Source organism: Histidinibacterium aquaticum (genome assembly GCF_008710275.1).
In the GTDB taxonomy this organism is placed as follows: domain Bacteria; phylum Pseudomonadota; class Alphaproteobacteria; order Rhodobacterales; family Rhodobacteraceae; genus Oceanicola; species Oceanicola aquaticus.
Genome location: NZ_VYQE01000003.1, coordinates 12,245 through 34,400, shown reverse-complemented (window position 1 = coordinate 34,400; position 22,156 = coordinate 12,245). Strand labels below are relative to the sequence as shown.

Genomic DNA, 22,156 nt, shown 5'->3' with positions numbered 1-22,156 from the left:
ATGAAAAATTGACCGATCAATTTTTCTCCGTAAACTCGGGTGCACCAACCAACCTGGGAGACAGAAGATGACCCTCTTCAACTGGACGCGCCGCGGCCTGGCCGCCGCCGCGACGGGGGCCGTGCTGACGCTGGGCCTCGGCGCGCCGGCGCAGGCGCAGACGCCGCCCGGCGTGCTGATCGTCGGCCAGATCGCCGAGCCCAAGTCGCTCGACCCGGCGGCCGTCACCGCCGTGAACGACTTCCGCATCCTCGTGAACCTCTACGAGGGCCTCGTGCGCTACGCGCCGGGCACGCTCGAGGTCGAGCCGCATCTCGCCACCGACTGGGAAATCAGCGAGGACGGCACGGTCTACACCTTCACCCTGCGCGAGGACGTGACCTTCCACGACGGCACGCCGTTCAACGCCGAGGCGGTGAAGTTCAACTTCGACCGGATGCTGAACGAGGATCATCCCTACCACGACACCGGCCCCTTCCCGCTGTCCTTCAACTTCTCCGCGGTGGAGAGCACCGAGGCGGTGGACGAATACACCGTCGAGTTCACGCTGAGCGAGCCTTTCGCGCCGTTCCTGTCCAACCTCGCCTATCCCACGGGCCTGCTCGTCTCGCCCGCCGCGGTGGAAGCAAACGGCCAGGACTACGGCCGCAACCCGGTGGGCACCGGGCCCTTCCAGTTCGGCGAGTGGCGTTCGAACGAGGCGGTCGTGCTGGAACGCAACGCCGACTACTGGGGCGACGAGGCGCCGCTCGAGGCCGTGGTCTTCCGTCCGATCACCGACGCGAACACCCGCGTCGCCGAGATGCTCGCCGGGGGCATCGACCTCATGGTCGAGGTGCCGCCGACCTCGCTGGGCCAGTTCGAGGGCGAACAGTTCCAGGTCTACGAACAGGCCGGTCCGCACCTGTGGTTCCTGATCCTGAACATGCGCGAGGGACCCTTCGAGAACCAGCTCGTGCGGCAGGCCGCGAACTACGCGATCGACAAGGAGGCCATCGTCAACGACGTGCTTGAGGGCACGGCCGAGGTTGCGACCGGTCCGACGCCGCCGGCCTTCAACTGGGCCTACAACGAGGAGCTCGACCCCTATCCGCACGATCCCGAGCGGGCGCGCGAGCTGCTGGCCGAGGCCGGCATGGAGAACCCGGAAGTGACCTTCTACGTCACCGAGGGCGGCTCCGGCATGCTCGATCCGGTCGCCATGGGCACCGCGATCCAGGCGGATCTCGCCGAGGTGGGCTTCGACGTGACCATCGAGACCTACGAGTGGAACACCTTCCTTGGCGAAGTGAACCCCGGTCTCGAGGGCAAGGCGGACATGGCCGAGATGGCCTGGATGACCAACGACCCCGACACGCTGCCCTACCTGACGCTGCGCAGCGAGGCGATGCCCGACCAGGGCGGCTTCAACTCCGGCTACTACTCCAACGAGGAGGTCGACCGGCTGCTGCAGGAGGCGCGCACCGCCACCAGCCAGGAGCGCCGCGCAGAGCTCTACAAGGAGATGCAGGAGATCGTCGTCGAGGACGCGCCCTGGGTCTTCGTCGCGAACTGGAAGCAGAACGCGGTGACCAACGACCGCGTCGAGAACTTCTCGCTCGAACCCTCCTTCCTGCTGATGCTGGGCGACGTCGAGAAGAACTGAGGGTCTCGGGCCGCTTGCGCGGCCCGACCCGCCGGGGGGCGTTGCCCCCCGGCCCCCCCGATCGCCGGGGGGCCTCGGCCCCCCGGACCCCCGGAAGGTATTTTCGGCCAGATGAAGAGGGGGCGCGGGTCCCCGCCGGCCGGGAAAGGAGCCCGCCATGGGCAGCTACATCCTCAAGCGCCTGGTCTCGGCGATCCCGGTTCTGCTGGGGATCACCATCATCGTCTTCCTGATCATGGCGATGATCCCGGGCGACCCGGCGACCGCGATCCTCGGCGCCTATGCCACGCCCGAGAACGTGGAGCGGGTGAACCGCTCGCTCGGGCTCGACGAGCCCATGGTGCAGCGGTACTTCATCTGGCTCGGCAACATGCTGACGGGCGACTTCGGGCGCAGCTACTCGCTGAACCGGCCCGTCCTCGACGAGATCCTGGAGCGGTTCAACGCGACGTTGATCCTCGCGGGCACCAGCTTCGTGCTCTGCGCGGTGCTGGGGATCCTCGCGGGCGTCGTCTCGGCCTCGCGGCAGTACGGCTTCGCCGACAAGGCGATCACCTTCACCGTGCTCATCGGGATCTCCATTCCCTCGTTCTTCCTGGGCATGATGATGATCCTGCTCTTCGCGGTGAACCTGCAGTGGCTGCCGGTCTCCGGCATGTGGCCGATCTACGGGGACCGCACGCTCTGGGTGTTGATCGAACACCTGACCATGCCCGCGCTCGCGCTCGCCGCGGTGGCGACGGGCGTGGTCGCGAGGCTCTCGCGCTCGGCGATGCTGGAGGTGCTTCGGCAGGACTACATCCGCACCGCGCGGGCGAAGGGCGTGCCGGAGCGGCGGGTGATCTACGGACATGCGCTGAAGGCGGCCATGGTCTCGATCATCCCGGTGCTGGGAATCCAGGCGGGCTTCGTCCTTTCGGGCGCGGTCTACATCGAGATCGTCTTCCAGTGGCCGGGCGTGGGCCGGATGCTGGTCAACGCCATCCTTCAGCGCGACATCCTGCTCGTGCAGGGCGGCGTGGTCTTCGTCGCCGCCTGTTACGTGCTCTTCAACATCGCGGTGGACGTGGCGCAGAGCCTGCTCGATCCGAGGATCAAGACATGAGGCAGTTCCTGAAGCTTCTCTTCCGCAACCGCCTCGCCGGACTGGGCGCGATCGTGCTGGGGGCCATCGTGCTGCTGGTGCTGGTCACGCCGCTGCTCCCGCTGCCGGACCCGAACGCGACGGCAACGGGCGACCGCTTCCTGCGGCCCTTCTCGGCGGGGCACCTGCTGGGCACCGACCACCTGGGGCGCGACCTGCTGGCGCGGCTCCTCTACGGCACGCGGCTCTCGCTGGCGGTGGGTCTCGCGGCGGCGCTCATCGCGGCGACCATCGGTTCGGCCATCGGCATCCTCGCCGGATACTTCGGCGGGCGGCTCGACAACGTGGTGATGCGCGGCGTCGACATGCTCATGGCCTTTCCCTACATCCTGCTGGCCCTGGCGATCGTGGCGGCGCTGGGACCGGGACTGCTCAACGCGCTGATCGCGGTGGCGGCGGTCAACATCCCCTTCTTCGCGCGGAACATCCGGGGCGTCACCGTGGGGCTCGCGGGGCGGGAGTTCGTCGACGCGGCGAAGCTCGCGGGGATGGGAAGCGGGCGGATCGTGATGGTGGAGATCCTGCCCAACGTGCTGCCGACCATCGTCATCGCCATGTCGACGACGGTGGGCTGGATGATCCTCGAGACCGCCGGCCTGAGCTTTCTGGGGCTGGGCTCGCAACCGCCGCAGGCCGACCTCGGCTCCATGCTGGGCGAGGCACGGGCGGCGCTCATTTCGGCGCCGCACACCTCGGTCGTGCCGGGCGTGATGATCTTCCTCATCGTGATGAGCGTGAACCTCCTGGGCGACGGCATCCGCGACGCGCTGGACCCGCGTCTGAAGTCCGGCGCGCTCTCGCGGCCGCGGGCGACGACGGCGGTGGACCGGAAAGGGCCGGTGCCGGAGACCCCGCAGCAGGGGCTGCTCGACCTGCAGGAGCTTCAGACGCAGTTCCACGTGGGCGAGCGCATCTACCGGGCTGTGGGCGGCGTCTCGCTGCATGTGAAGCCGGGAGAATGCCTCGGCATCATCGGCGAGAGCGGCTCCGGCAAGTCGGTCACGGCGCTCTCGGTCATGGGGCTTGTGGCCTCGCCGCCCGGCGTCGTGACCGGCGGCGCGGTGAAATACGACGGCGAGGACCTGCTCTCGGCCGACTACAAGAGCCTGCGGCGGAAGCGGGGCGAAAACGTCGCCTACATCTTCCAGGATCCGCTGGCGACGCTGCATCCGCTCTACCGGGTGGGCGACCAGCTGGCAGAGGCGATCCGCGTGCACCACAGGGTGAGCGACGCGGAGGCCAAGCGGCGGGGGCTGGAGCTCCTCCGCTCGGTGCGGATCCCCAATCCCGAGAGCCGGATGCGCAACTACCCGCACGAGATGTCGGGCGGCATGCGGCAGCGGGTCGGCATCGCCATGGCGCTCGCCAACGACCCCGACGTCATCATCGCCGACGAGCCGACGACGGCCCTCGACGTGACGGTGCAGGCGCAGATCCTCTCGATGCTCGACGACCTGCGGCGCGAGCGCGGGCTCGCCATCGTCTTCATCACCCACGACTTCGGCGTGGTTGCACAGCTCTGCGACCGGGTGGCGGTGATGTACGCGGGCCGGATCGTCGAGGAGGGCATGACGCGCGAGGTGCTGGAGCATCCGCTGCATCCCTATACCTCGCGCCTGATCGCCTGCGTGCCCGAGCTGGGCGGTGGCCGGCGCAAGCTGGAGGCGATCCCGGGGTTGCCGCCGCCGGTGGACAAGCTGCCGCCCGGCTGCGCCTTCGCGCCGCGCTGCCCCAAGGCGCAGCCCGAGTGCCAGAAGGGCGAGATCGCGCTCTTCACGAAAGAGGAACGCGCGGTGCGCTGCCTCTACCCCGAAGAAACCTTTCTGGAAGAGGAGATGGCCGATGCCCGCCTTGCAGGTGAGTGAGCTCTCCAAGACCTTCGACCGGGCGCGGCCGCTCTTTGGCAAGGCGCCCCCGGGCGTGCGCGCGGTCCGGCCCATGAGCTTCGTCGTCGAGGAGGGCGAGACGCTGGGGATCGTGGGCGAGTCCGGCTGCGGGAAGTCCACGCTGGCGCGGATGCTGGTGGGGCTGCTTTCGCCGACGACGGGCCATATCGAGATCGAGGGCAAGGCGCTCGACAACGCGGACCCGGCGGCCTTCGGGCGGCTGATCCAGTACGTCTTCCAGGACCCGATCAGCTCTCTGAACCCACGCCGGACGATCCGGGCGATCATGGAGACGCCGCTCAAGCTGCTCTACGGCATGGATCGCAAGCAGCGCGAGACGCGGATCGCCGAGATCTTCGACAGCGTGAACCTGCGCGAGGAGTTCCTCGACCGCTATCCGCACGAGTTCTCGGGCGGGCAGGCGCAGCGCATCGGCATCGCGCGGGCGCTGGCGGCGGAGCCCCGGATCATCGTGCTGGACGAACCCGTCTCGGCGCTCGACGTGTCGGTGCAGGCGCAGGTGCTGAACCTGCTGGCCCGGCTGAGGTCGGAGTTCAACCTGACCTATCTCTTCATCAGCCACGACCTCGCCGTCGTGGAGGCGGTGAGCGACCGCGTGGTCGTGCTCTACTTCGGCTCGGTCGTGGAGATCGGGCGAGCGGAGCGGATCTTCAACAGCCCGAAGCATCCCTATACACGGCTGCTGGCGGAGAGTGCGCCGGTGGTGGGCCGGCCGCTGACGGAACCCGAGCAGAAGGGAACGGAGCTGCCCGATCCGCTCGACCCGCCGCCGGGATGCCCCTTCGCGGGGCGCTGTCCGAAGGCCACCGAGATCTGCCGCGAGCAGGACCCGCCGCTCGAACGCATGGGAGAGGATCAGTTTGCCGCCTGTCACCACCCGCTCGAAGGATGAGCCGAAGCTGAGCCGCCCTGTTCGGGTGGCGGAAGCGATCAAGGACTGGGTGGTCGAAGAGGGGCTCTCCGCCGGCGACCGGCTGCCGGGAGAAACCGAGCTGATCCAGCGGTTCGGCATGGCCAAGGGCACGATCCGCGAGGCCATGCGCATTCTCGAGGCGCAGGGCCTCATCAAGACGCGAACCGGGCCGGGGGGCGGCAACTTCGTCCACGAGGTCAGCCGGCAGCGGGCCAAGGCGCTGCTCGGCAACTACTTCTATTTCCAGGACCTGACCATCGGCGACATCTACGAGCTGCGCCTCGCGCTGGAGCCGCGTCTTGCCGCCTCGCTCGCGGGGCGGCTGCCGGAGGAGGCGCTGGAGCGGCTGGAGGCGACCATCGCCGAATATGCCGAGCCCTCGCACGACCTGGAGGAGGAGCGCGAGCAGCACATCGCCTCGCTGCGCTTCCACGCGATCCTGGCCGAGCAGGCGGAGAACCGGCTGCTGGGCTTCGTCATCGACTTCATGGTCAACCTGCTGTCGGATCTCACGGTCTACCGGAAACTCTACTCGCCGCCCAATACCGAGCTCTGGTCGAAGGGACGCGACTACCAGACACGTCTGCTCATGGCGTTGCGAGAGGGCGACGGCCCGGCGGCGCGGGCGATCATGAAGGCGCACATGCGCACCGCCTGGTCGCTGATGCAGGGCCAGGAGGCCGAGGTCGAGCGCCGCTTCATCACCGAGTGGCGCGGCAGCTAGCGCCACTCCTCCCGCCGGGCCAAAGCCGCGCGCTGCAGGAGAGCGTAGTCGATATCGACGCCGAGGAAGAGCGCGCCGGCCTCCTCCGCCTCGCGCAGGAAGCTCTGGTCGAGCGAGAGCAGGCCCGCCGGTTTGCCCGCTGACCTGATCCTGGCAATCCCTTCGAGCACGGCCGCACGCACCTCCGCGTGAGAGCCTTCGCCGATGCGCCCCATGGAGGCCGCGAGGTCGGCGGGCCCTATGAAGACGCAGTCCACGCCGTCGACCGCCGCGATCTCCTCCACCTGTCCGAGCGCCTCGGCCGTCTCGACCTGCACGATCAGGCAGAGCTCTTCGGCGGCGCGGCGGCCGTAGTCCGCGATCCGTCCGTAGCGGGAGGCGCGGGTGATGCCGGAGACACCTCGGATGCCTTCGGGCGGATAGCGCAGGGCCCTGACCGCCGCGCGCGCCTCCTCGGCGGTCTGGACGTAGGGCACGACGATGGTCTGGGCGCCGCCGTCGAGCAGGCGCTTGATCTCGACCGGATCGTTCCAGCCCGGCCGGACGACGGGCGAGACGGGGTAGGGCGCGGCGGCGCGCAGCAGGGCCACGGCCTCCGAGGGAGAGGTCGTCGAGTGTTCGAGGTCGAAGACCAGCCAGTCGTAGCCGCATCCGGCCAAGAGCTCGGCCGAATCGGGACTGGCCCCGGAGACCCAGAGCCCGATCTGCTTGCGCCCCGCGGCGAGGGCCTCCTTCAGCGTGTTCCGGGGCAGGTCCATGCGCGTCGTCTCCTTCTGCGTGCGCGCGCATCTGGGCCCGAGCATGCGGCGCTGTCAAACGCGCGCCGATGCGCAAGATACTGAAAATCGGGGGCGGTCCGCATGTCGCATGTTGCTAGACTCCCGAATCCGCGCAAGACTGCTGCGCAGGGGGGATGAGAGCCATGTCTCTCAGAGGGAAAGCCACCGACCAGCTGGATCCCGGCGTGCTCGCGGCATCGGAGGCCGATTTCGATCGGCTGCGCAGGCGACTTCCGCCGGCGGATCTCCAGGCCTTTGCACAGGAGGTCGTGCTGCGTCTGGCCGAGAAGCGGCAGAGCCGCTCCTGGGGGCGTGGACATGCCACGCCCGAGGAGATCGAGGCGCTCGCCAGCGCGCTCATGTCCGAGAGCCCGACGGCGGCCGTCGACTATATCACCCGCCTTGTCTCGGACGGCGCCAGCATCGAGGCGATCTACCTCGACTACCTGGCCGGGGCCGCGCGCTATCTCGGCGACGGCTGGATGCAGGACGAGGTGGGCCTCACCTCGGTGACCGTCGGGGTAGGGCGGATCTACACGATCATGCGCCGCATCTTCGGGAGCCGCAGCGGACAGGTGGTCGCGACAGAGCGGACGGCCTTCTTCTGCACGCTTCCGGGTGAGACGCACCGGCTCGGCGCGCAGATGGCGGCTGACCTGTCCCGGCTCGAGGGGTGGGACATCCGGCTACGCACCGACCGCACGCACGAGGAGCTGGTCGACGATCTCGAGCGGCGGCCGGCGCCCGTCGTGGCGATCTCCGCCACGCGACCCGAAAGCCTCGGGGCGCTTACACGCCTGGTCGCCGCGATCCGGCTGGCCGCACCGGCGACCCGGGTGCTGGTGGCGGGGCCGCTCGTCTCGAAGGAGCCCGAGGCCATGCGCTGGATCGGGCCCGACGCGGTGGCGACCGAGCTGGACGAGGCGATGTCGCTCATGGAGTGGCTCTTCGACGATCCCGCCTCACGCGGAACCGCGCCCTCCGACGGCGCCGCCGACTGACCGCTTGCCCGCCGCGCCGGTTCACGGCATCCGTGGCGCAAGCGGTCGGGAGAGTGTGATGGGATCGGACCAGGATATCGGGAATCTTGCCTTCGTGGGCTTCGGCGAGGCCGCGACGGCCTTCCTGGATGGCTGGGGAGACCTGCGCCCGCGGCAGGTGACGGCGGTCGACATCAAGGCAGGCGACCCGGCGACCGCTCCGGAGATGACCGCGCGCTTCGACAGGTGCGAGGTCGACGGTCATGCCGAGCCCGGATCGGCGCTGGGCGGCGTCGAGGTCGTCTTCAGCGTCGTGACCGCCGACCAGGCGCTCGCTGCGGCCGAAGCAGCCGCGCCCGTTCTCTCGCCGGGGACCCTATGGCTCGACTGCAACTCCTGCGCGCCGGAGACCAAGCGCGCCGCGGCCGACGTGATCGAAGGCGCCGGCGGACGCTACGTGGACGTGGCGGTGATGTCGCCGGTGCATCCCAAGCGCCACCATGTGCCGCTTCTGCTTGCGGGTCCCCGTGCGGCGGAGGCCGAGGCGGTGCTTGCCCGGCTGGACATGCGACCGCGGATCGCGGGCGAAAACGTCGGCGAGGCGAGCGCAATCAAGATGATCCGCTCGGTGATGATCAAGGGCATGGAAGCGCTGAGCGCGGAATGTTTCCTCGCGGCCCGTCGGGCCGGCGTCGATGCCGCGGTGCTCGCCTCGCTCGAGGCCTCGGACCCGGAGCTCACCTGGCCCAGCCGCGGCGCCTACAACCTCGAACGCATGATGGTCCACGGCGTGCGGCGGGCGGCCGAGATGCGGGAGGTCGAGAAGACCGTCGCGGCGCTGGGACTGGGCGGCGGGATGAGCGCGGCGACCGCCGACTGGCAGGCGCGGATCGGCACCCTGGGCGCGGAGGCGGGCGAGGACGATCTCCTCGACCGCGTCGACCGGATCCTGGCGAAGCTCTGAGCCTCAGGTCGAGGCTGGAGTCTCTGCGCCGACCGGGTCCGGTCCGTACCGGTTCGGTCCCTTCGTCCCGGGCTGGGTGAACCAGATCAGGATCAGCACGATGTTCACGATCGGAATGAGAAGGAGCAGCGCGAACCAGCCGCTCTTGTCGAGGTCGTGCAGCCGGCGGACGGTGACGGCGATGCCCGGGATGAGCAGCAACAGGCTGACCAGGCCGATGAGCAGGGCGATCACGCCGCCGATGGCCTGGCTGATCAGGTTGAGGACGAACATCATCAGCGCAAAATACCAGTATTCCGCGCGCCGGGACCGCCCCTGGAAATCGGCATACCTCTGCTGAACGGCTGTCCGGATCGCTTGTTCGAAGTTCATGGCCTGCTCCCCGCTATGTCCAAAGACATACTGAGGCGCGGGCTTCATTCGGTCAAGCGGGGCCGCGCCGCCGCTCGTGGCGGAATCGAGACCCCGAAGGGGGCCGCGTCACCGGGTCTGAGGCCTGCTGTCCGACACCAGATCGGGGAAGGCGGCCACGAAGCCGCCAAGGTCGTCCTCGTGGCGAAATCGAAAGACCGTCGTGCCGGGGCTCTCTGCCGGGTCGACCGAGAACCGCGAGGTCCCGACATGATCCTCGCACCAGGCGACTGCCTGGTCGAGGCGGCCGGATTCCATGTTTCGGGGCAACGTCTTGGGAACTTTTACCGGCACCGTCAGCTCGTTGTCCGGATCGCTCACCGCTACACTCCTCTTGGTAGCATACTGGTGAGCAACTTCCCAAGCGTAAGGAAAGTTCAATCCTCAGGACGGTTCCCGGTCCTGATGAGCGGACTCTTGCAACCGACCCGGAGCCGTTGGTTCACTCGTCCAGTAGTCGCTCTCGGGGATATGGGCTGTCCAGACGAGGCCCTCGGGCTCGTAGCGGGTCTCCGGCTTGTTCTCGCCATCGGCCAGGAAGGACGAGATCAGGGAACTGCCCAATCCCCGCCGCTCCGGAGGGGATACAGACGGTCCTCCCCGTTCTCGCCAGGACAGGACGAGTTCCCCGGTCTCCGTGTCCGTCGTCCAATCGACCTCGATGCGCCCGGTTTCGTTGCTGAGGGCGCCGTACTTCGAGGCATTCGTCGCGAGCTCGTGGATCACCAGGGCAAGGTCGAAGGCGATCTTGTCCGAGAGCCAGACCTCAGGGCCGGAGATATCCAGCCGGTCCCGCTCACCGGCGTAGGGCAGGACCTGGTCGGACACGAGCTCCTGCAGGGTCGGGGCCCCTTCGCCGCTTCCCGCGAGCCGGAGGTGCGCGTCCGAAAGGTTGCGCAGGCGTGTGCCGAAGCTCTCGGCCAGCTCCTCCACGCTCTCGGCCCGCCTGGCGGTCATCTTGAAGAGCGACTGCATGACGGCGAGGCTGTTGCGAACCCGGTGCCGAAGCTCTCGGAGCAGGAAGGCGCTGCGCTCCTCTTCCCGCCGAAGCTGGTCAAGGAGGTTCTTGGTCCGGAATTGCCGGGCGCGCGACGCGGCCATGGTCCTGGCGATGCGGCGCAGGATGGCCGGGGCGACCGGCCGCTCCAGGACGATGCGGGAGGAGGTATCTTCCACCGCGGCGAGTATTCGATAGCCCGGCGGGGGCCGCTTGATGTCGTCGATGAGGAACAGGGTCGGCAGGCGGGACCAGTCGGGCTCGGTCTCGGCTATCCGGTGGAGCGCCTCGCCGAGGGCCTGGGTCGCCCCCTCCTGGCTGACGAGAACGAATAGGACGTTCTCAAGGCCGAACTCCTCCACCGCCGCCTTGAACTCCGCCGCGTCGGCGACGGTTCGCGACGGCGTGCCCGTGGACTCGATCACCTTGGCCAGCGCTCGGGCATCTCCGCCAAGCGGCGCGAGGATCAGGGCTGGCGGTTCAGGATCCGCCAAGGCTGGATGCCGTCTTGACGCGTTCTTCCACGGCTTCGGAGAGCTCCCTGATCTCCACGGCGCCGGGACGGATCACGAGTTCCTCGATGTTGCGCTGATGGTCCCCGTGGCGTTTCTTGACCACCGCGATCGACCGCCGGATCTCGGACTGGCTCTCGTAGTGGCGGAGCAGCAGCACGGAATCCGCGATGAAGCTGCTATCGAACTCGGTCTTCGGTGGCTCGCCGAGAAGCCCGTGCTGGGACAGCGTCACGATCACCAGCACCTGCCGGCGGGTGAGGTGCTGGATCAGCGTATGCAGGTGCGTCGCCGCATGGGTGCGGTCCGGCAGCGCCTCGAGGTAACCGGTGAGGCTGTCGATCACCACGACCCGGGCGCCGGCGTCCACGGACTCGATCACCGCGTTCGAGAATTCGCCGGGGGAGAGTTCGGCCGGGTCGAAGTGATGGATCAGGAGCTTTCCGGTCTTTTCGTGCTTCTCGACGGAGATGCCGACGCCCTCGGACCGGTCGCGCAGCACTTCCGGGCGTTCCTCGAAGAGGAACATGGCCGCCGTAAGGCCCCGGTTCGCCGCATCGGCGCAGAGGACCGTCGACATGGTCGATTTGCCGGTCCCGGATTGACCCGCGATCAGCAACGACGACCCGAACTCGAGCCCGCCGCCCAAAAGCCGGGCGAGCGCCTCGTGGTGCGGTTCCAGCCGGTCCTCCAGCCGGACCGGTTCGGCGGCCTCGGGAATGACCCGCGGAAAGACCCGCAGCCCGCCGACCTCGATCTTGAAGTCATGGTACCCCTGCGTGTAGCGCGCGCCGCGAAGCTTGGTGACGGTCAGACGCTGTTGCGGGACGCCGATGGGCGGAGTGACCGTTTCCAGCTTGATGACCCCGTGCACGACCCCTTCGGCGTTTCGCTCCCCGCCCGTTGGTTCGAGGTGGTCTACCAGCAGCGAAGTGCATTCGACCTCGCGGAGCTTCCGGCGCAGGTTCAGCAACTCGCGGCGGTAGTGGGTCTGTCCGTCAGCGAGCAGCCGAAGTTCCAGCAGCGAGTCGAAGACGAAGAGCGCCGGCTCGTGCTTGTCCAGCGACTGGGCGACGTCTTCCATGAGTTCGACGAGGTCGGATTGGTTGCTGTCGACGGAGAAGACTTCCGTCCGCTCCCGTTCGCCGAGCTCGGGGGTGTAGACCTCGATGTCGTCGAGGTCGAAGCCGTGTGAGGCGGCAATCATTTCCAGCTCTGGCCGTGACTGCGCGATGCTGAAGAAGACCCCGCGCTTTCCCTGGCGCGCGCCCTCGACGAGGAACTGCAGCGCGAGGGTCGTCTTGCCGGTTCCGGGCGCGCCCTCCACCAGCATGATGCGGCCTTCGGGATATCCGCCGCCGAGGACGCGATCCAGGCCATTGACGCCAGTCGTCACGCGACTCTCGAAAACCGGTTCAGCCATTCACACACTCATCCCAATCGGACGGACGGTCGCCCGGGCCTGCTTCCACGAGATCGAGGATAGTGCCCTGGCATCAAGACGCAACATTCGCCTGAGGCAGCTCTGCTGCTTCCATCGGGGCCGATGCTCGTCTTGTCCCGAGCGCGGGAGCGATTTCCGGCCCTGCGAACCGGCGATAATGGCCGGTGCGGGGGAGGCAACGTGGCCTCTCCCGCTCAAAGGGTCGCCTTAGTTGCGACCGTTGCCGTTGCCACGGTTGCCGTTGCCGCCACCGTTGTTGCTGCGCTCCGTGCCCCGGTCGCTGCGGTTGTTGCCGCCGGCCTGGCTGGCCGTGGCGCCGCGCTCGCTGCGATTGTCGCCTTTCAGTTCGCGGGCCTCGAGGCCGCGCGCGCTCGGACCGTCGCCATCGTCGTCGTCATCATCCTCGTCGTCCTCGTCGAGGTCGTCGTCGTCGTCATCATCGTCTTCCTGGCGGGCGACGACTTCTTCCAGGCTCACGAGCCCGTCGCCGTCGCGGTCGAGGGAATTCAGCGCACCCTGCGCCTGGTTGCCGAAGGCGGTCCGGAGCTCGGTCGGCTCGAGGAAGCCGTCATCGTTGGTGTCGATATCGGCGAATGTCACGTCCTGGGCCAGGGCGGATGTGCCGAGAAGTGCTGCCAAGCCAGCCGCAAGTGCACGGGTCTTCATGAGATGTCCTCCAGTCGTATGCCTGTATGTCGGTCGCCCTTCGGCGATTGCGCCCACATGACGGGGGCAACAAGCTCTGTCACCGGCAGCGGGGCCAAATCCAACGTTACCTGCGGAATTCGGCTCAGAGGCCTAATTTCAATGGCAAAAAAGGGCCGAGCGCTGTTTTCGCTGCCGAGGCAATGCGCCGGTTTTGTGAAGATTGTCTATGAGCAGGAGGGCGCTTCTACCGCTAGCGGCCAACTAGCCACGCTTTGTCGAATGCAGCATGTAGTTCATGTGAAAGGTCGCGGGAGCGCTTCCACCCAGGAATGCAGCCTTGGCGAGCAGCCTGAAACCGGAGCGAAGAGAGAGCTTCAGTGGTCTGGTGAGATAGTCCTTTGGGGTGATGCACGGCTCGCTCGGGGCCCGGAGCTCCACGAGGTCGAGCCCGCTCTGCTCCATGATGTGAGCGATCGAATTCTGGCCGAGCCAGCTCTTGTGTGTCGCATCGCCGTTCCAATTGGGCATGGAGAAAGGGCTGTCTCCATTGGGAAAGCGCGCGACGAGGTGACCTCCCGGCTTCAGGCAGCGATGAATCTCTTTACAAAGCATAATGAGTTCGTCGTGCGGGATGTGCTCGAAGACGTCGAAGGCAACACAGGCATCGAGGCTGGCCGTCTCGATACCCTCGACTTGGCCCGCCACCTCGAAGCCAAGGCTCTCCGCGCGCCTCCGTAGCTCGGGCTGAATCTCGGTGCCGAGGATTTCGAACTCCTCCTGCCTCGCCCACCCCATGAAGGCACCGTTCCCGAAGCCGAGTTCGAGAACACGTACGGGCGTTTCGGCCTTTCGTCCGGCGAGCAGTCGACCGACTTCGGCCTGGAAGAATGCAGCTTCTCCTTTGTCGAATGAACCAAAGTCGTCGGCGCGCCATCCCTTCATTTCAACGCAGTTGTCGTATTGCGCCAAGGGACGATGCTCCAGAGTCCGCCGAACCTGGATACCCTGAAGGCAGCGGTGGCTTGCCGCAAGAATTTCTGGCGACCCACGCATTTGAAGCCAGGCCGATGGTCCCCACTGGGTTCTCCCAGCCGTGGCGCGTCTCAAGACGGATCCCGAAAGGCGTCGGCACGTTGGATCCCGACTGAACTCTGTCCGGAGGCTCCCATGACCGTGGACCTCGCCGCCGTCGACGCCTGGTGGCGCGCCGCCAATTACCTGTCGGCGGCACAGCTCTATCTGCTCGACAACCCGCTGCTCGAGCGTCCGCTTGCGGCGGAGGACATCAAGCCTCGCCAGCTCGGCCATTGGGGGACCTCTCCCGGCCTGACCTTCATGATGGCTCACACGAACCGCGCCATTGCCGAACGCCGCCGCCCAATGCTCTTCGTCGCCGGTCCCGGACACGGGGGGCCGGCGGTTATCGCCAACTCGTGGCTGGATGGCTCCTACAGCGAACGGCATCCCGACGTGGACCGGTCGAGGGCCGGCCTGCGGGAGCTGTTTCGGCAATTCTCCTTCCCGGGAGGCGTCCCGTCCCATGCGGCAGCGCCGATTCCGGGGTCGATCCACGAGGGGGGCGAGCTCGGCTATTCCCTTGCCCATGCGACCGGAGCCGCCTTCGACAATCCGGACCTGACAGTGGTCTGCGCGGTCGGCGACGGCGAGGCCGAAACCGGCGCCCTGGCGACGAGCTGGCATTCGCACCGCTTCCTCCGCCCCGGTCGGGACGGGGCGGTCCTGCCGATCCTCCATCTCAACGGCTATCGGATCGCCGCTCCGACCATCCTGGGCCGGATGGAGCGCGACGAGATAGAGGCGCTCTTCCGCGGCTACGGCTGGGAGCCGTATCTCGTCGAGGGGGACGATCCCCGGACCATGCACCGCGAGATGGCCGCGACCATGGACGCCTGTCTCGACGCTCAGGACCGCATCGCCCGGACCGGCGAGGGACGCCCGCCGATGATCGTCCTGCGCACGCCCAAGGGGTGGACGGGGCCCAAAGAGGTCGACGGTGAGCCTGTGGAGGGCACGGCCCGCGCGCACCAGGTGCCTCTGAAGGTCGCGCCGGATGATGCGGAGCGTCGCCGCCAGCTTGAGGACTGGCTCAAGAGCTATGATCCCCTGGACCTCCTCCCCGACGGGTCCCCCTCGAAACAGGTCATGTCGGCGGTTCCGGATGGCGACTTGCGCCTAGGCGCCACGCCGCATGCCGACGGGGGACGGTTGTCGCGTCCGCTCGACCTCCCCGGGACCGAGGGGCACGCGGTCCCCATCGAAACCCGCGGGGGCGCAACGGCCAGCGCAACCGGCGTGTTGGGCGCCTGGCTCGCCGAGGTGATGCGACGCAATCCGGAGACGTTCCGCCTGTTCGGCCCGGACGAGACGAAGTCGAACAAGCTCGATGCCGTCTTCGACGTGACCGAGCGCAAGGCGCCGGGCCCGGTCGCCGAGACCGACACGGACCTCGCTCCGGACGGGCGGGTGCTCGAAGTGCTATCTGAGCATCTCTGCGAAGGGTGGCTCGAAGGCTACCTGCTCACCGGGCGCCACGGTCTCTTCAACTCCTACGAGGCCTTCATCCACATCATCGACTCCATGGCAAACCAGCACATCAAGTGGATGCGGGAGGCCCGCGACACCGGGTGGCGGTCGTCCATACCGGCGCTCAACTGGCTCCTGTCGAGCCATGTCTGGCGGCAGGACCACAACGGCTTCACGCACCAGGACCCGGGTTTCCTGGACCATCTGGCGACAAAGGGGGCCGACCTCGTCCGCCTCTATCTCCCGCCCGACGCGAACAGCCTCCTGGCGGTCGCCGAGACGGCGCTGACATCGAGGGACCGGGCCAACTGCATCGTGGCAGGCAAGCAGCCCGAGCCGCAGTGGCTGAGCCTCGAGGAAGCTCGGGAACACCTTGATCGAGGGTTCGGTGTCTGGGACTGGGCTGCCGACGACGCCGACCCGGAGATCATCATCGCCAGCGCAGGCGACGTGCCGACGCTGGAAGCTCTCGCTGCCGTCGACCTGATCCGAGAAGATGTTCCAGAGTTGCGGCTGCGCTTCGTCAACGTCGTCGACCTCATGGCCCTGCAGCCGCCGGGCCTCAATGCCGACGGCGCCAGCGACGAAGCCTTCGACGCGGCCTTTGGCACGCGCACGCCCGTCATCTTCAATTTCCACGGATATCCCGGCCTGATCCACGAGCTTGCCTACCGCAGGGCAGGGCACGCGCAGCTCCATGTCCACGGCTACCGGGAGAAGGGGACGACAACCACGCCCTTCAACATGGCCGAGATGAACGGGATCGATCGCTTCTCCGTCGCACTCGATGCGATCGAACGCTCCGGACGGTCCGGACCCGGTGTCGACAGGCTGCGTCAGCGGGTGGACGACCTCCGCCAGCGTCAGCATGACTGGAGCCATCGCACGGGCGAAGATCTGCCCGAGATCAGGGATTGGGCCTGGCGCGGACGGTAGGCGTGTCGACTTTTCTGACGGGGTGAGCGCACCCGGTTCGCGGCCCTGGCAAGGGGGAACATGTGCGTTCGGCAGACCGTTTCGTCTGCACGGAGGCAGTATGGTTTGCCCAGAGAGATGCAGCGGTCCTCATCCGACCAAGCAGATGGAGCTCACCGAAGGCATGCGAGCGAAGTTGCCGCCGGAGGTCGCCGAGAAGGCAACTCACCGATGCATGACGTGCGGCGCGGTCTACGATGCCGCCGGAGAGGTCTACGGCTTCCTCGATAGCGAAGTTCTGGATCAGAGCTGGAGAGTTCGCACCTGACTGGCCGGATCAATCGCCCGGCTCGCCCGACCGGTGCGTTGCGATCATGTCGGCCCTGGCGAAGGTGGCGGCCGCGATGACCCCGACCAGCCAGCCGCCCAGGTGCGCTTCCCACGCCAGGCCGCCCTGCAGGTAGAGGTAGAGGAGGGCGTTCACGAGGATGAGCGCGGCGATGCCGGAGAGCAGAGGTCGAACCGGCATCTGCAGTCGCCTCCGGATGCGATAGTCCCACGCCTGCCAGACCCCGAGGAGGCCGAAGACCGCGCCGGACGCCCCGATCATCGGAGTGGTACTCGTGGCAATCATGCCGAATGCAACGCCGCCTCCGATGGCCGCCAGCAGGAGGATGAGCAGGGTTCGTCCGGCCCCGATGCGTCCCGCGATCATCTTGCCGAGCGCGAGGATCACCACGCTGTTCATCAGGAGATGCAGGAGACCGCCGTGCAGAAACGCATGGGTAACGAACATCGAATAGACCTGGCCCGGGAAGGAAGGCGAGAGTTCGCCTGACAGGAGCGGCTGCCAGAAGGCGCCGTATCCGTAGGCGAGCCACCGCCATCGAGGTGTTCCGATCATCCCGGCGTCAGCCGCGGTGAGCGTCAGCTCGATCACGGCCATGATGCCGACCAGCCCCCACAGAAACGCCGGAGCGCCGTCCTGGTGGCTGTCATCGCGAGAGGAAGACGTCTGATCCCGGTCCATTGAGCCCGGCATATAACGCCAAAGGTCTTCTGCCAAACGAAGGATGCCGTCTCGGCCTTCGGCCCTTCGAAAAGACGGCCGCCGTAGTCCCGCCTTCGCGTCGGTCCTAGAGCTCTTCGATGGTGCCCCGGAATGTCTCCGGGTTGCCGTCATCGGAGCGCCCGACCAAGGTGACGCTGTCCCCGGACACCGACACCTCCACGCATTGCGGAGTCTGGTCGTCCGACGGCATACCGGCGAGGCGGATGTCCGTCTGGCAGAGCGTCGTGCCCTCGACCTGCCACTGACCGGTCAGAGTGAACCCGCCCATCGAGGTGGCGCTAGAACCGTCCTCGTTCAGCTGCATCACCATGGGCGCGGAGTCACCGTCAGTCGACTGGAGACGGAGCACCGTGCCTGACAGGCGCTGCTCCAGGCTCGCTGTGGACGTCTCCGGACTGGAGGTCGTCGTGGTGCCTGTCACGGTCGGCGGCGTGCCGGTCGTCTCACAGGCCGCGAGCGCCAGGGTGACAAGTCCGCCAAGGACCAACCGAATATGCATCGAAAACCCTCCCATTCCTGCAACTGGGAGGTAGCCTGACTCGTTGAGCGACCGTCACGCAACCCTTGGGCAGGCCCCGCCCAGATGTTCGCCGTGGCGGCCCATTGGCCGTCCCTTGACGATCCGGGTGTCATCCTGTTGTTACAGCGAGCACCTTGGGAGGCCGCACTGGAACAGCTAAGTCGCGTCGAGTTTAAGTGTGAGAACTGTGGTGGGACCGTCCTCGTCGTTGAGGATCATCACACCGACGCTTCTATCGTGCGCTGCAAGGCTTGCGGCCTCAGCTGCGGGAACTTCGGCGACTTCAAACGAGATGCGATCAGGAAGGCCCTGAACGACATCCTCCCCGAGCTCACCAAGAAGCTCAAGAAATGACCGACTTATTTCGACAGACTTGATGTCCATGATCGTTCCCACGTGTAGTTCACACGGGGATACGAAGGGATCTGCTCATCAGATTAACGGGCCTGTCCGTTTCGGCACAAACGCCCAAAAATAGCTCCGTGACCCGGGCACGACTGACGGCGGTCGGCTCGATCGGAACTGACTGAGGGATTTGGTGGAGCCGAGGTCTACCAAACTATAGTAGCAGCCCATCTCTTCCTGACGCGAAAAACGCCTGTAAGACATGCCTTTAACGTTTCCGAAATTGCATGCCGCTACAATCCGTGGCATTCAATCGCAAGCAAGGTGGCCCTAAAGATGGCCCTAAGGGATGGTTCAGATCGCGAAGCTGACAGCGCGGAAGGTGGAGACGGCGAAGAAGCCCGGCGAGTATGGGGATGGCGACGGTCTCTATCTGGTCGTGGGCGAGGGAGGCTCGAAGTCGTGGATCCTCCGCACCATGGTCCACCGGAAGCGCCGCAAGTTCGGCCTCGGCTCTGTCTCCCACATCGGGTTGGCTGAAGCGCGTGACCTCGCGCGGGAGTATCGCAGGATCGCTCGAGAGGGCGGGAACCCGGATGACCTGCGCAGGAAGGAGACCCTGACCTTCTGGGAAGCAGCGCAGCGGGTCCACGAGAGCCTGAAGCCGACCTGGCGGAATGAGAAGCACACGGAGACCTGGCTGGCGACGGTCGAGAAGTACGCCAAGCCGATGCTGGGAGACCGCGTCCTCGATACCATCTCTACGTCCGATGTCCTGGCGGTCCTGTCCCCTATCTGGACGCAGAAGCACGAGACGGCCAAGCGTCTAAGACAGCGGTTGTCGACCATCTTCGACTGGGCGAAGGGGGCAGGGCACTATCCATACGAGAACCCGGTCAACGGCCTGAAGAAGGCGCTCCCGTCATACAAGCCGCGAAAGAAGAACCTCGCCGCGCTGCCCTGGCAGGAGCTTCCCGACTTCATGGCGGAGCTCCGGAAGCGCAAGGCCGTCTCGGCACGGACGCTTGAGTTCATCATCCTGACGGCCACCCGATCCTGGGAGACGCGCGGCGCTGAGTGGGGCGAATTCTCGGAAGAGAACCTGTTCGGCAGGAACAGGAAGAGCACGACCGTGCCGCTTTGGACGGTCCCGCCTGAGCGCATGAAGCGCGGTGTTGAGCACAGGGTCCCAATGTCGACGGCGGCGCTGGCTGTCCGTGAGGAGATGAGAGGGCTAGACCCCGTCTTCGTCTTTCCTTCCCCGTCGCGGGATAAGAACGGGGACACGCGCCCTCAGTCTGGCGAGGTCTTCAAGCGCCTCTACGAGCGGATCGGCGTGTCCGGCATCACGACCCATGGCTTCCGCTCGACCTTCAAGGACTGGGCCTCGGAGTACGCCCACGCTCAGTGGGAGGTCTCAGAAGCCGCGCTGTCCCATGCCGTCGGTGACGAGACCGAGAGAGCCTACGGCCGGTCGGACTTCCTGCTGCGGCGGTATCACCTGATGGAGGCTTGGGCGGACTATGCCCTCGGCCGGGAAAGCAGGGACGTCGTCAAACTGGCAGGATGGTAAATCATGCCGAAACCTCGCGCTGCTAAGTTCTTGGTCAGGAACATTACCGAGGAAAAATAGATGAACGACCGAATTCTCCGTATGTACGAAGTCGAGCGCCTGATCGGCCTGCACCGGACGACAATTTACAGGATGATCAAGAAGGACGCCTTCCCGAAGCAAGCCCGGATCGGCTTTCGGGCCGTGGGCTGGCGTGAGTCACAGCTCAGCAGGTGGCTTGAGGCGCGCGGGCTGTCCTAGATTGCGGATTGGAGGCCAGGTGAAGACCAGAGAAGATGTGGAGCTATTCCTTGTTTCTCAGTTGTAGGATTGAACATTCTTTCGGTGGAATGCCCCCTCTGAAGTTCTATCATCGCACTGGTCAAGGCATCAGTTTCAGGTCTGCGTCTTCGCCGGGTTCCGGGTTCTCTCCGCAGTCGAACGCTTGGGTCGCTGCATGTTGGCGTCGTATGGTGGATCGGTGGGAGTGGTCCAGGCGGTCATCGTCCTTGCGTCTTTCAGAGGCGTCGCGTTTCAGAGGGCCGGCACGATCCTGGCCATGCGTCCCGGCAGGACGCATCCGTGAAGTCAGTCGGTCAGTCTTGCTCCTTGACGCCAAGGTGCTGCCGGACGCGATGGACAGTAGTACCCCATATTTGGGGTATTACTGTCCATCTCCGGCTAACCGAAATCTCTCGGACAAGGCCCGAACGCGCCTGCTGACAGAGAACTCCAAGGCATGGGCGGAAACCCAGCTCGGCCGTGTCTCCGGCAAGAGCGCACTGGCCAAGGCCTTCCGCTGCGCGCTTCGCCGCTGGCCCTCCTTCGCGCTCTTCCTGGGGGATGGCCGCGTGGCCATCGACAACAATCCGGCCGAGCGCGCGATCAAGCCCGTGGTGATCGGCCGGAAGAACTGGCTCTTCGCGGGGGGTGATGCCGGAGGCGAGGCCCTCGCGGAGGCCATGACGATCATTGAGAGTGGAAAGCTCAGCGGCCATGATCCCGAAGCCTACCTCGCTGACATCCTGACCCGGATCGGCGATCACATGATCAACCGCCTCGACGAGCTGTTGCCGCGGAACTGGGCACCGCTCGCCCAGGAGGCCAAGGCTGTCGCCCGAGCTGCGGTCCTACCCGGACGCTTACGATTTTTCGTGAACGACCGTTTCAATTTATTGCTGGCCAGTCACTCAGCAGACTAGGCCGGCCGGGATTAAGTTCGGCTCGTACCGTGAACAAGTTTGCCGTCGGCATCTAGCCCGACGCCGAGGCCGCTACGCCGTCGTTCTTCGAAGAATGCCAGCTCTTCTGGGGACGGCTGACCCATCAATTCCGTGAAGCGCTCTTCCCATGCAGCGAACTCTTCGGCCGTCAGCTCCGTGGTGCCCAGATTACCGGCAAGCGCTCGAGCTATCTTGGTTTCATCGATCATAGCAACATCCGGCACCCGGCGGGCGTCGAAGTCAATCAGAAGTCGGCGATGCGGTGGCTTGACGGGCAATCGAATCCAAAGGCATCGGCGTCCGCGATGAGAGTGTCTTCGTGCCGCTCGACAGGCGAACTTCCCATTTCAAGCTGTGAACCGGCAAATGGCTTACTACCTCGATGCCGAAAGGCTAACGTTCGACCAGGTGCGCGACCTGCAGGGACTTGATGACAGCGAGGTTGAGCGGCTCAAAAAGCGAGACGACGTCCTGCGATGGCAGCGCGGGGGCCAGCTCGAGTTTCCTGCACTCCAGTTCGATCCATTACGACGACGGGTTCATCCGGCAACCAGCGAAATCATGAAGAACCGGCCGCCGAAATGGTCCTCCCTTCGGGTGCTGATCGGGCTGATGCAGTTGCATCGGAGCTTCGGTGCGACACCTGCCGAGATGCTGGGCCAGGCCGATCAGGAGGTCGTCGCCGCGTTCCAGCGAGCAAGCGAGCCCCCACTCCACGGATGACCGGCTAAACCCTGACGAAGCCCGCGCTCGGTAGACTCCTTCCAGAACTGAACTGGAAACCTCTATGAAAATCGTCACCACCGAAACCGTCGAGGGCAGGAGCATTCCGTCATCGGCTTCGTCGAAGCAAACAGCACACGCGGTGCGAGTGCGATGCGGGCCGGGATCCGGGAGTTCTCCGGAGGCCGCTTGGA

General features: G+C 66.3%; 23 protein-coding genes and 1 pseudogene. 13 read left to right on the top strand and 11 right to left on the bottom strand.

Translation table 11 applies throughout. The features are described from left to right. Window positions 1-67: 67 nt before the first annotated feature. The 5 genes from F3S47_RS09760 (at window position 68) to F3S47_RS09740 (ending at window position 6,333) form a co-directional block, all read left to right on the top strand. The gene (locus F3S47_RS09760) at window positions 68-1,645 is read left to right on the top strand and encodes an ABC transporter substrate-binding protein (RefSeq protein WP_150445086.1); all 1,578 of its coding nucleotides are present in this window, start codon (window positions 68-70) and stop codon (window positions 1,643-1,645) included. A 157-nt stretch (window positions 1,646-1,802) separates the two neighbouring features. Then, on the top strand, window positions 1,803-2,750 hold the full coding sequence (locus F3S47_RS09755) for an ABC transporter permease (RefSeq protein ID WP_150445085.1): 948 nt from the start codon (window positions 1,803-1,805) through the stop codon (window positions 2,748-2,750). Continuing rightward, on the top strand, window positions 2,747-4,654 hold the full coding sequence (locus F3S47_RS09750; RefSeq protein ID WP_150445084.1) for a dipeptide/oligopeptide/nickel ABC transporter permease/ATP-binding protein: 1,908 nt from the start codon (window positions 2,747-2,749) through the stop codon (window positions 4,652-4,654). Before F3S47_RS09755 ends, F3S47_RS09750 begins: the two co-directional genes overlap by 4 nt. Then, entirely contained in the window at window positions 4,632-5,588 is a 957-nt protein-coding gene (locus F3S47_RS09745) for an oligopeptide/dipeptide ABC transporter ATP-binding protein (RefSeq protein ID WP_150445083.1), read from the top strand. Before F3S47_RS09750 ends, F3S47_RS09745 begins: the two co-directional genes overlap by 23 nt. Next, window positions 5,557-6,333: a FadR/GntR family transcriptional regulator gene (locus tag F3S47_RS09740; RefSeq protein ID WP_150445082.1), complete on the top strand. Its 777-nt coding sequence runs from the start codon at window positions 5,557-5,559 to the stop codon at window positions 6,331-6,333. Before F3S47_RS09745 ends, F3S47_RS09740 begins: the two co-directional genes overlap by 32 nt. On the opposite strand, the gene F3S47_RS09735 is transcribed toward F3S47_RS09740, so the two are convergent. Then, window positions 6,330-7,091, bottom strand: a complete 762-nt coding sequence (locus F3S47_RS09735) for an HpcH/HpaI aldolase family protein (protein WP_150445081.1) — start codon at window positions 7,089-7,091, stop codon at window positions 6,330-6,332. The two genes, F3S47_RS09740 and F3S47_RS09735, sit on opposite strands and share 4 nt — an antisense overlap. 164 nt (window positions 7,092-7,255) lie before the next feature. On the opposite strand from F3S47_RS09735, the gene F3S47_RS09730 reads away from it, so the two are divergent. Together F3S47_RS09730 and F3S47_RS09725 are read left to right on the top strand one after the other, a co-directional pair. Then, window positions 7,256-8,113 (top strand): cobalamin B12-binding domain-containing protein, encoded by an 858-nt coding sequence (locus F3S47_RS09730; protein WP_191090145.1) that lies wholly within the window; start codon window positions 7,256-7,258, stop codon window positions 8,111-8,113. A gap of 58 nt (window positions 8,114-8,171) precedes the next feature. Next, complete coding sequence (locus F3S47_RS09725; RefSeq protein WP_223877782.1) at window positions 8,172-9,056, top strand: NAD(P)-dependent oxidoreductase; 885 nt, start codon at window positions 8,172-8,174, stop codon at window positions 9,054-9,056. Window positions 9,057-9,059: 3 nt separating this feature from the next. Here the strand turns inward: F3S47_RS09725 and F3S47_RS09720 are convergent, their stop codons facing one another. From F3S47_RS09720 to F3S47_RS09695, 6 genes are all read right to left on the bottom strand, one after another. Then, window positions 9,060-9,428: a DUF805 domain-containing protein gene (locus F3S47_RS09720; RefSeq protein ID WP_150445079.1), complete on the bottom strand. Its 369-nt coding sequence runs from the start codon at window positions 9,426-9,428 to the stop codon at window positions 9,060-9,062. Between the two features lie 108 nt (window positions 9,429-9,536). Beyond that, on the bottom strand, window positions 9,537-9,788 hold the full coding sequence (locus tag F3S47_RS09715) for a hypothetical protein (protein ID WP_150445078.1): 252 nt from the start codon (window positions 9,786-9,788) through the stop codon (window positions 9,537-9,539). A 63-nt stretch (window positions 9,789-9,851) separates the two neighbouring features. Then, window positions 9,852-10,958 (bottom strand): sensor histidine kinase, encoded by a 1,107-nt coding sequence (locus tag F3S47_RS09710; protein ID WP_150445077.1) that lies wholly within the window; start codon window positions 10,956-10,958, stop codon window positions 9,852-9,854. Then, window positions 10,945-12,399 carry an ATPase domain-containing protein gene (locus F3S47_RS09705; protein ID WP_150445076.1) on the bottom strand — a complete coding sequence of 485 codons (1,455 nt, stop codon included), beginning with the start codon at window positions 12,397-12,399 and terminating at the stop codon, window positions 10,945-10,947. The genes F3S47_RS09710 and F3S47_RS09705 overlap by 14 nt, the downstream gene beginning before the upstream one ends. Before the next feature lie 228 nt (window positions 12,400-12,627). Next, window positions 12,628-13,086 carry an EF-hand domain-containing protein gene (locus F3S47_RS09700; protein ID WP_150445075.1) on the bottom strand — a complete coding sequence of 153 codons (459 nt, stop codon included), beginning with the start codon at window positions 13,084-13,086 and terminating at the stop codon, window positions 12,628-12,630. 243 nt (window positions 13,087-13,329) lie between these two features. After that, window positions 13,330-14,037, bottom strand: a complete 708-nt coding sequence (locus F3S47_RS09695; protein WP_191090144.1) for a class I SAM-dependent methyltransferase — start codon at window positions 14,035-14,037, stop codon at window positions 13,330-13,332. Window positions 14,038-14,235: 198 nt separating this feature from the next. On the opposite strand from F3S47_RS09695, the gene F3S47_RS09690 reads away from it, so the two are divergent. Continuing rightward, window positions 14,236-16,548, top strand: coding sequence for a phosphoketolase family protein (locus tag F3S47_RS09690; RefSeq protein ID WP_150445073.1), 2,313 nt, complete (start codon window positions 14,236-14,238; stop codon window positions 16,546-16,548). A 145-nt stretch (window positions 16,549-16,693) separates the two neighbouring features. Continuing rightward, a complete protein-coding gene (locus F3S47_RS19375) occupies window positions 16,694-16,855 on the top strand; it encodes a hypothetical protein (protein WP_191090143.1) in 162 nt (53 codons plus the stop codon). Between the two features lie 9 nt (window positions 16,856-16,864). Here F3S47_RS19375 and F3S47_RS09685 read toward each other — a convergent pair whose 3' ends face one another. From F3S47_RS09685 to F3S47_RS09675, 3 genes are all read right to left on the bottom strand, one after another. Further along, window positions 16,865-17,557, bottom strand: coding sequence for a rhomboid family intramembrane serine protease (locus F3S47_RS09685; protein ID WP_150445072.1), 693 nt, complete (start codon window positions 17,555-17,557; stop codon window positions 16,865-16,867). Between the two features lie 106 nt (window positions 17,558-17,663). Next, entirely contained in the window at window positions 17,664-18,098 is a 435-nt protein-coding gene (locus F3S47_RS09680; protein WP_150445071.1) for a hypothetical protein, read from the bottom strand. Window positions 18,099-18,275: 177 nt separating this feature from the next. Then, window positions 18,276-18,503 (bottom strand): hypothetical protein, encoded by a 228-nt coding sequence (locus F3S47_RS09675; RefSeq protein WP_150445070.1) that lies wholly within the window; start codon window positions 18,501-18,503, stop codon window positions 18,276-18,278. A gap of 310 nt (window positions 18,504-18,813) precedes the next feature. Here F3S47_RS09675 and F3S47_RS09670 point away from each other — a divergent pair, with 310 nt between their 5' ends. The 3 genes and pseudogenes from F3S47_RS09670 to F3S47_RS19670 all read left to right on the top strand — a co-directional run. Further along, complete coding sequence (locus F3S47_RS09670; protein ID WP_150445069.1) at window positions 18,814-20,037, top strand: tyrosine-type recombinase/integrase; 1,224 nt, start codon at window positions 18,814-18,816, stop codon at window positions 20,035-20,037. A gap of 60 nt (window positions 20,038-20,097) precedes the next feature. After that, complete coding sequence (locus F3S47_RS09665) at window positions 20,098-20,277, top strand: helix-turn-helix transcriptional regulator (protein ID WP_150445068.1); 180 nt, start codon at window positions 20,098-20,100, stop codon at window positions 20,275-20,277. Between the two features lie 35 nt (window positions 20,278-20,312). After that, window positions 20,313-21,110, top strand: a pseudogene (locus F3S47_RS19670) (IS66 family transposase); the annotation flags it as partial. A 119-nt stretch (window positions 21,111-21,229) separates the two neighbouring features. Here the strand turns inward: F3S47_RS19670 and F3S47_RS09655 are convergent. Beyond that, window positions 21,230-21,448: a hypothetical protein gene (locus F3S47_RS09655; protein ID WP_150445067.1), complete on the bottom strand. Its 219-nt coding sequence runs from the start codon at window positions 21,446-21,448 to the stop codon at window positions 21,230-21,232. A gap of 157 nt (window positions 21,449-21,605) precedes the next feature. On the opposite strand from F3S47_RS09655, the gene F3S47_RS09650 reads away from it, so the two are divergent. After that, window positions 21,606-21,962: a hypothetical protein gene (locus tag F3S47_RS09650; RefSeq protein ID WP_150445066.1), complete on the top strand. Its 357-nt coding sequence runs from the start codon at window positions 21,606-21,608 to the stop codon at window positions 21,960-21,962. Window positions 21,963-22,156 lie beyond the last annotated feature (194 nt).

Coding starts and splice junctions, on each gene's coding strand:
- F3S47_RS09670 (WP_150445069.1), top strand. CDS start 18,814: ATGGTTCAGATCGCGAAGCTGACAGCGCGGAAGGTGGAGACGGCGAAG.
- F3S47_RS09745 (WP_150445083.1), top strand. CDS start 4,632: ATGCCCGCCTTGCAGGTGAGTGAGCTCTCCAAGACCTTCGACCGGGCG.
- F3S47_RS09700 (WP_150445075.1), bottom strand. CDS start 13,086: ATGAAGACCCGTGCACTTGCGGCTGGCTTGGCAGCACTTCTCGGCACA.
- F3S47_RS09705 (WP_150445076.1), bottom strand. CDS start 12,399: ATGGCTGAACCGGTTTTCGAGAGTCGCGTGACGACTGGCGTCAATGGC.
- F3S47_RS09690 (WP_150445073.1), top strand. CDS start 14,236: ATGACCGTGGACCTCGCCGCCGTCGACGCCTGGTGGCGCGCCGCCAAT.
- F3S47_RS09735 (WP_150445081.1), bottom strand. CDS start 7,091: ATGGACCTGCCCCGGAACACGCTGAAGGAGGCCCTCGCCGCGGGGCGC.
- F3S47_RS09685 (WP_150445072.1), bottom strand. CDS start 17,557: ATGGACCGGGATCAGACGTCTTCCTCTCGCGATGACAGCCACCAGGAC.
- F3S47_RS09720 (WP_150445079.1), bottom strand. CDS start 9,428: ATGAACTTCGAACAAGCGATCCGGACAGCCGTTCAGCAGAGGTATGCC.
- F3S47_RS09730 (WP_191090145.1), top strand. CDS start 7,256: ATGTCTCTCAGAGGGAAAGCCACCGACCAGCTGGATCCCGGCGTGCTC.
- F3S47_RS09725 (WP_223877782.1), top strand. CDS start 8,172: ATGGGATCGGACCAGGATATCGGGAATCTTGCCTTCGTGGGCTTCGGC.
- F3S47_RS09760 (WP_150445086.1), top strand. CDS start 68: ATGACCCTCTTCAACTGGACGCGCCGCGGCCTGGCCGCCGCCGCGACG.
- F3S47_RS09675 (WP_150445070.1), bottom strand. CDS start 18,503: ATGGACATCAAGTCTGTCGAAATAAGTCGGTCATTTCTTGAGCTTCTT.
- F3S47_RS09755 (WP_150445085.1), top strand. CDS start 1,803: ATGGGCAGCTACATCCTCAAGCGCCTGGTCTCGGCGATCCCGGTTCTG.
- F3S47_RS09680 (WP_150445071.1), bottom strand. CDS start 18,098: ATGCATATTCGGTTGGTCCTTGGCGGACTTGTCACCCTGGCGCTCGCG.
- F3S47_RS09750 (WP_150445084.1), top strand. CDS start 2,747: ATGAGGCAGTTCCTGAAGCTTCTCTTCCGCAACCGCCTCGCCGGACTG.
- F3S47_RS09665 (WP_150445068.1), top strand. CDS start 20,098: ATGAACGACCGAATTCTCCGTATGTACGAAGTCGAGCGCCTGATCGGC.
- F3S47_RS09655 (WP_150445067.1), bottom strand. CDS start 21,448: ATGATCGATGAAACCAAGATAGCTCGAGCGCTTGCCGGTAATCTGGGC.
- F3S47_RS19375 (WP_191090143.1), top strand. CDS start 16,694: ATGGAGCTCACCGAAGGCATGCGAGCGAAGTTGCCGCCGGAGGTCGCC.
- F3S47_RS09650 (WP_150445066.1), top strand. CDS start 21,606: ATGGCTTACTACCTCGATGCCGAAAGGCTAACGTTCGACCAGGTGCGC.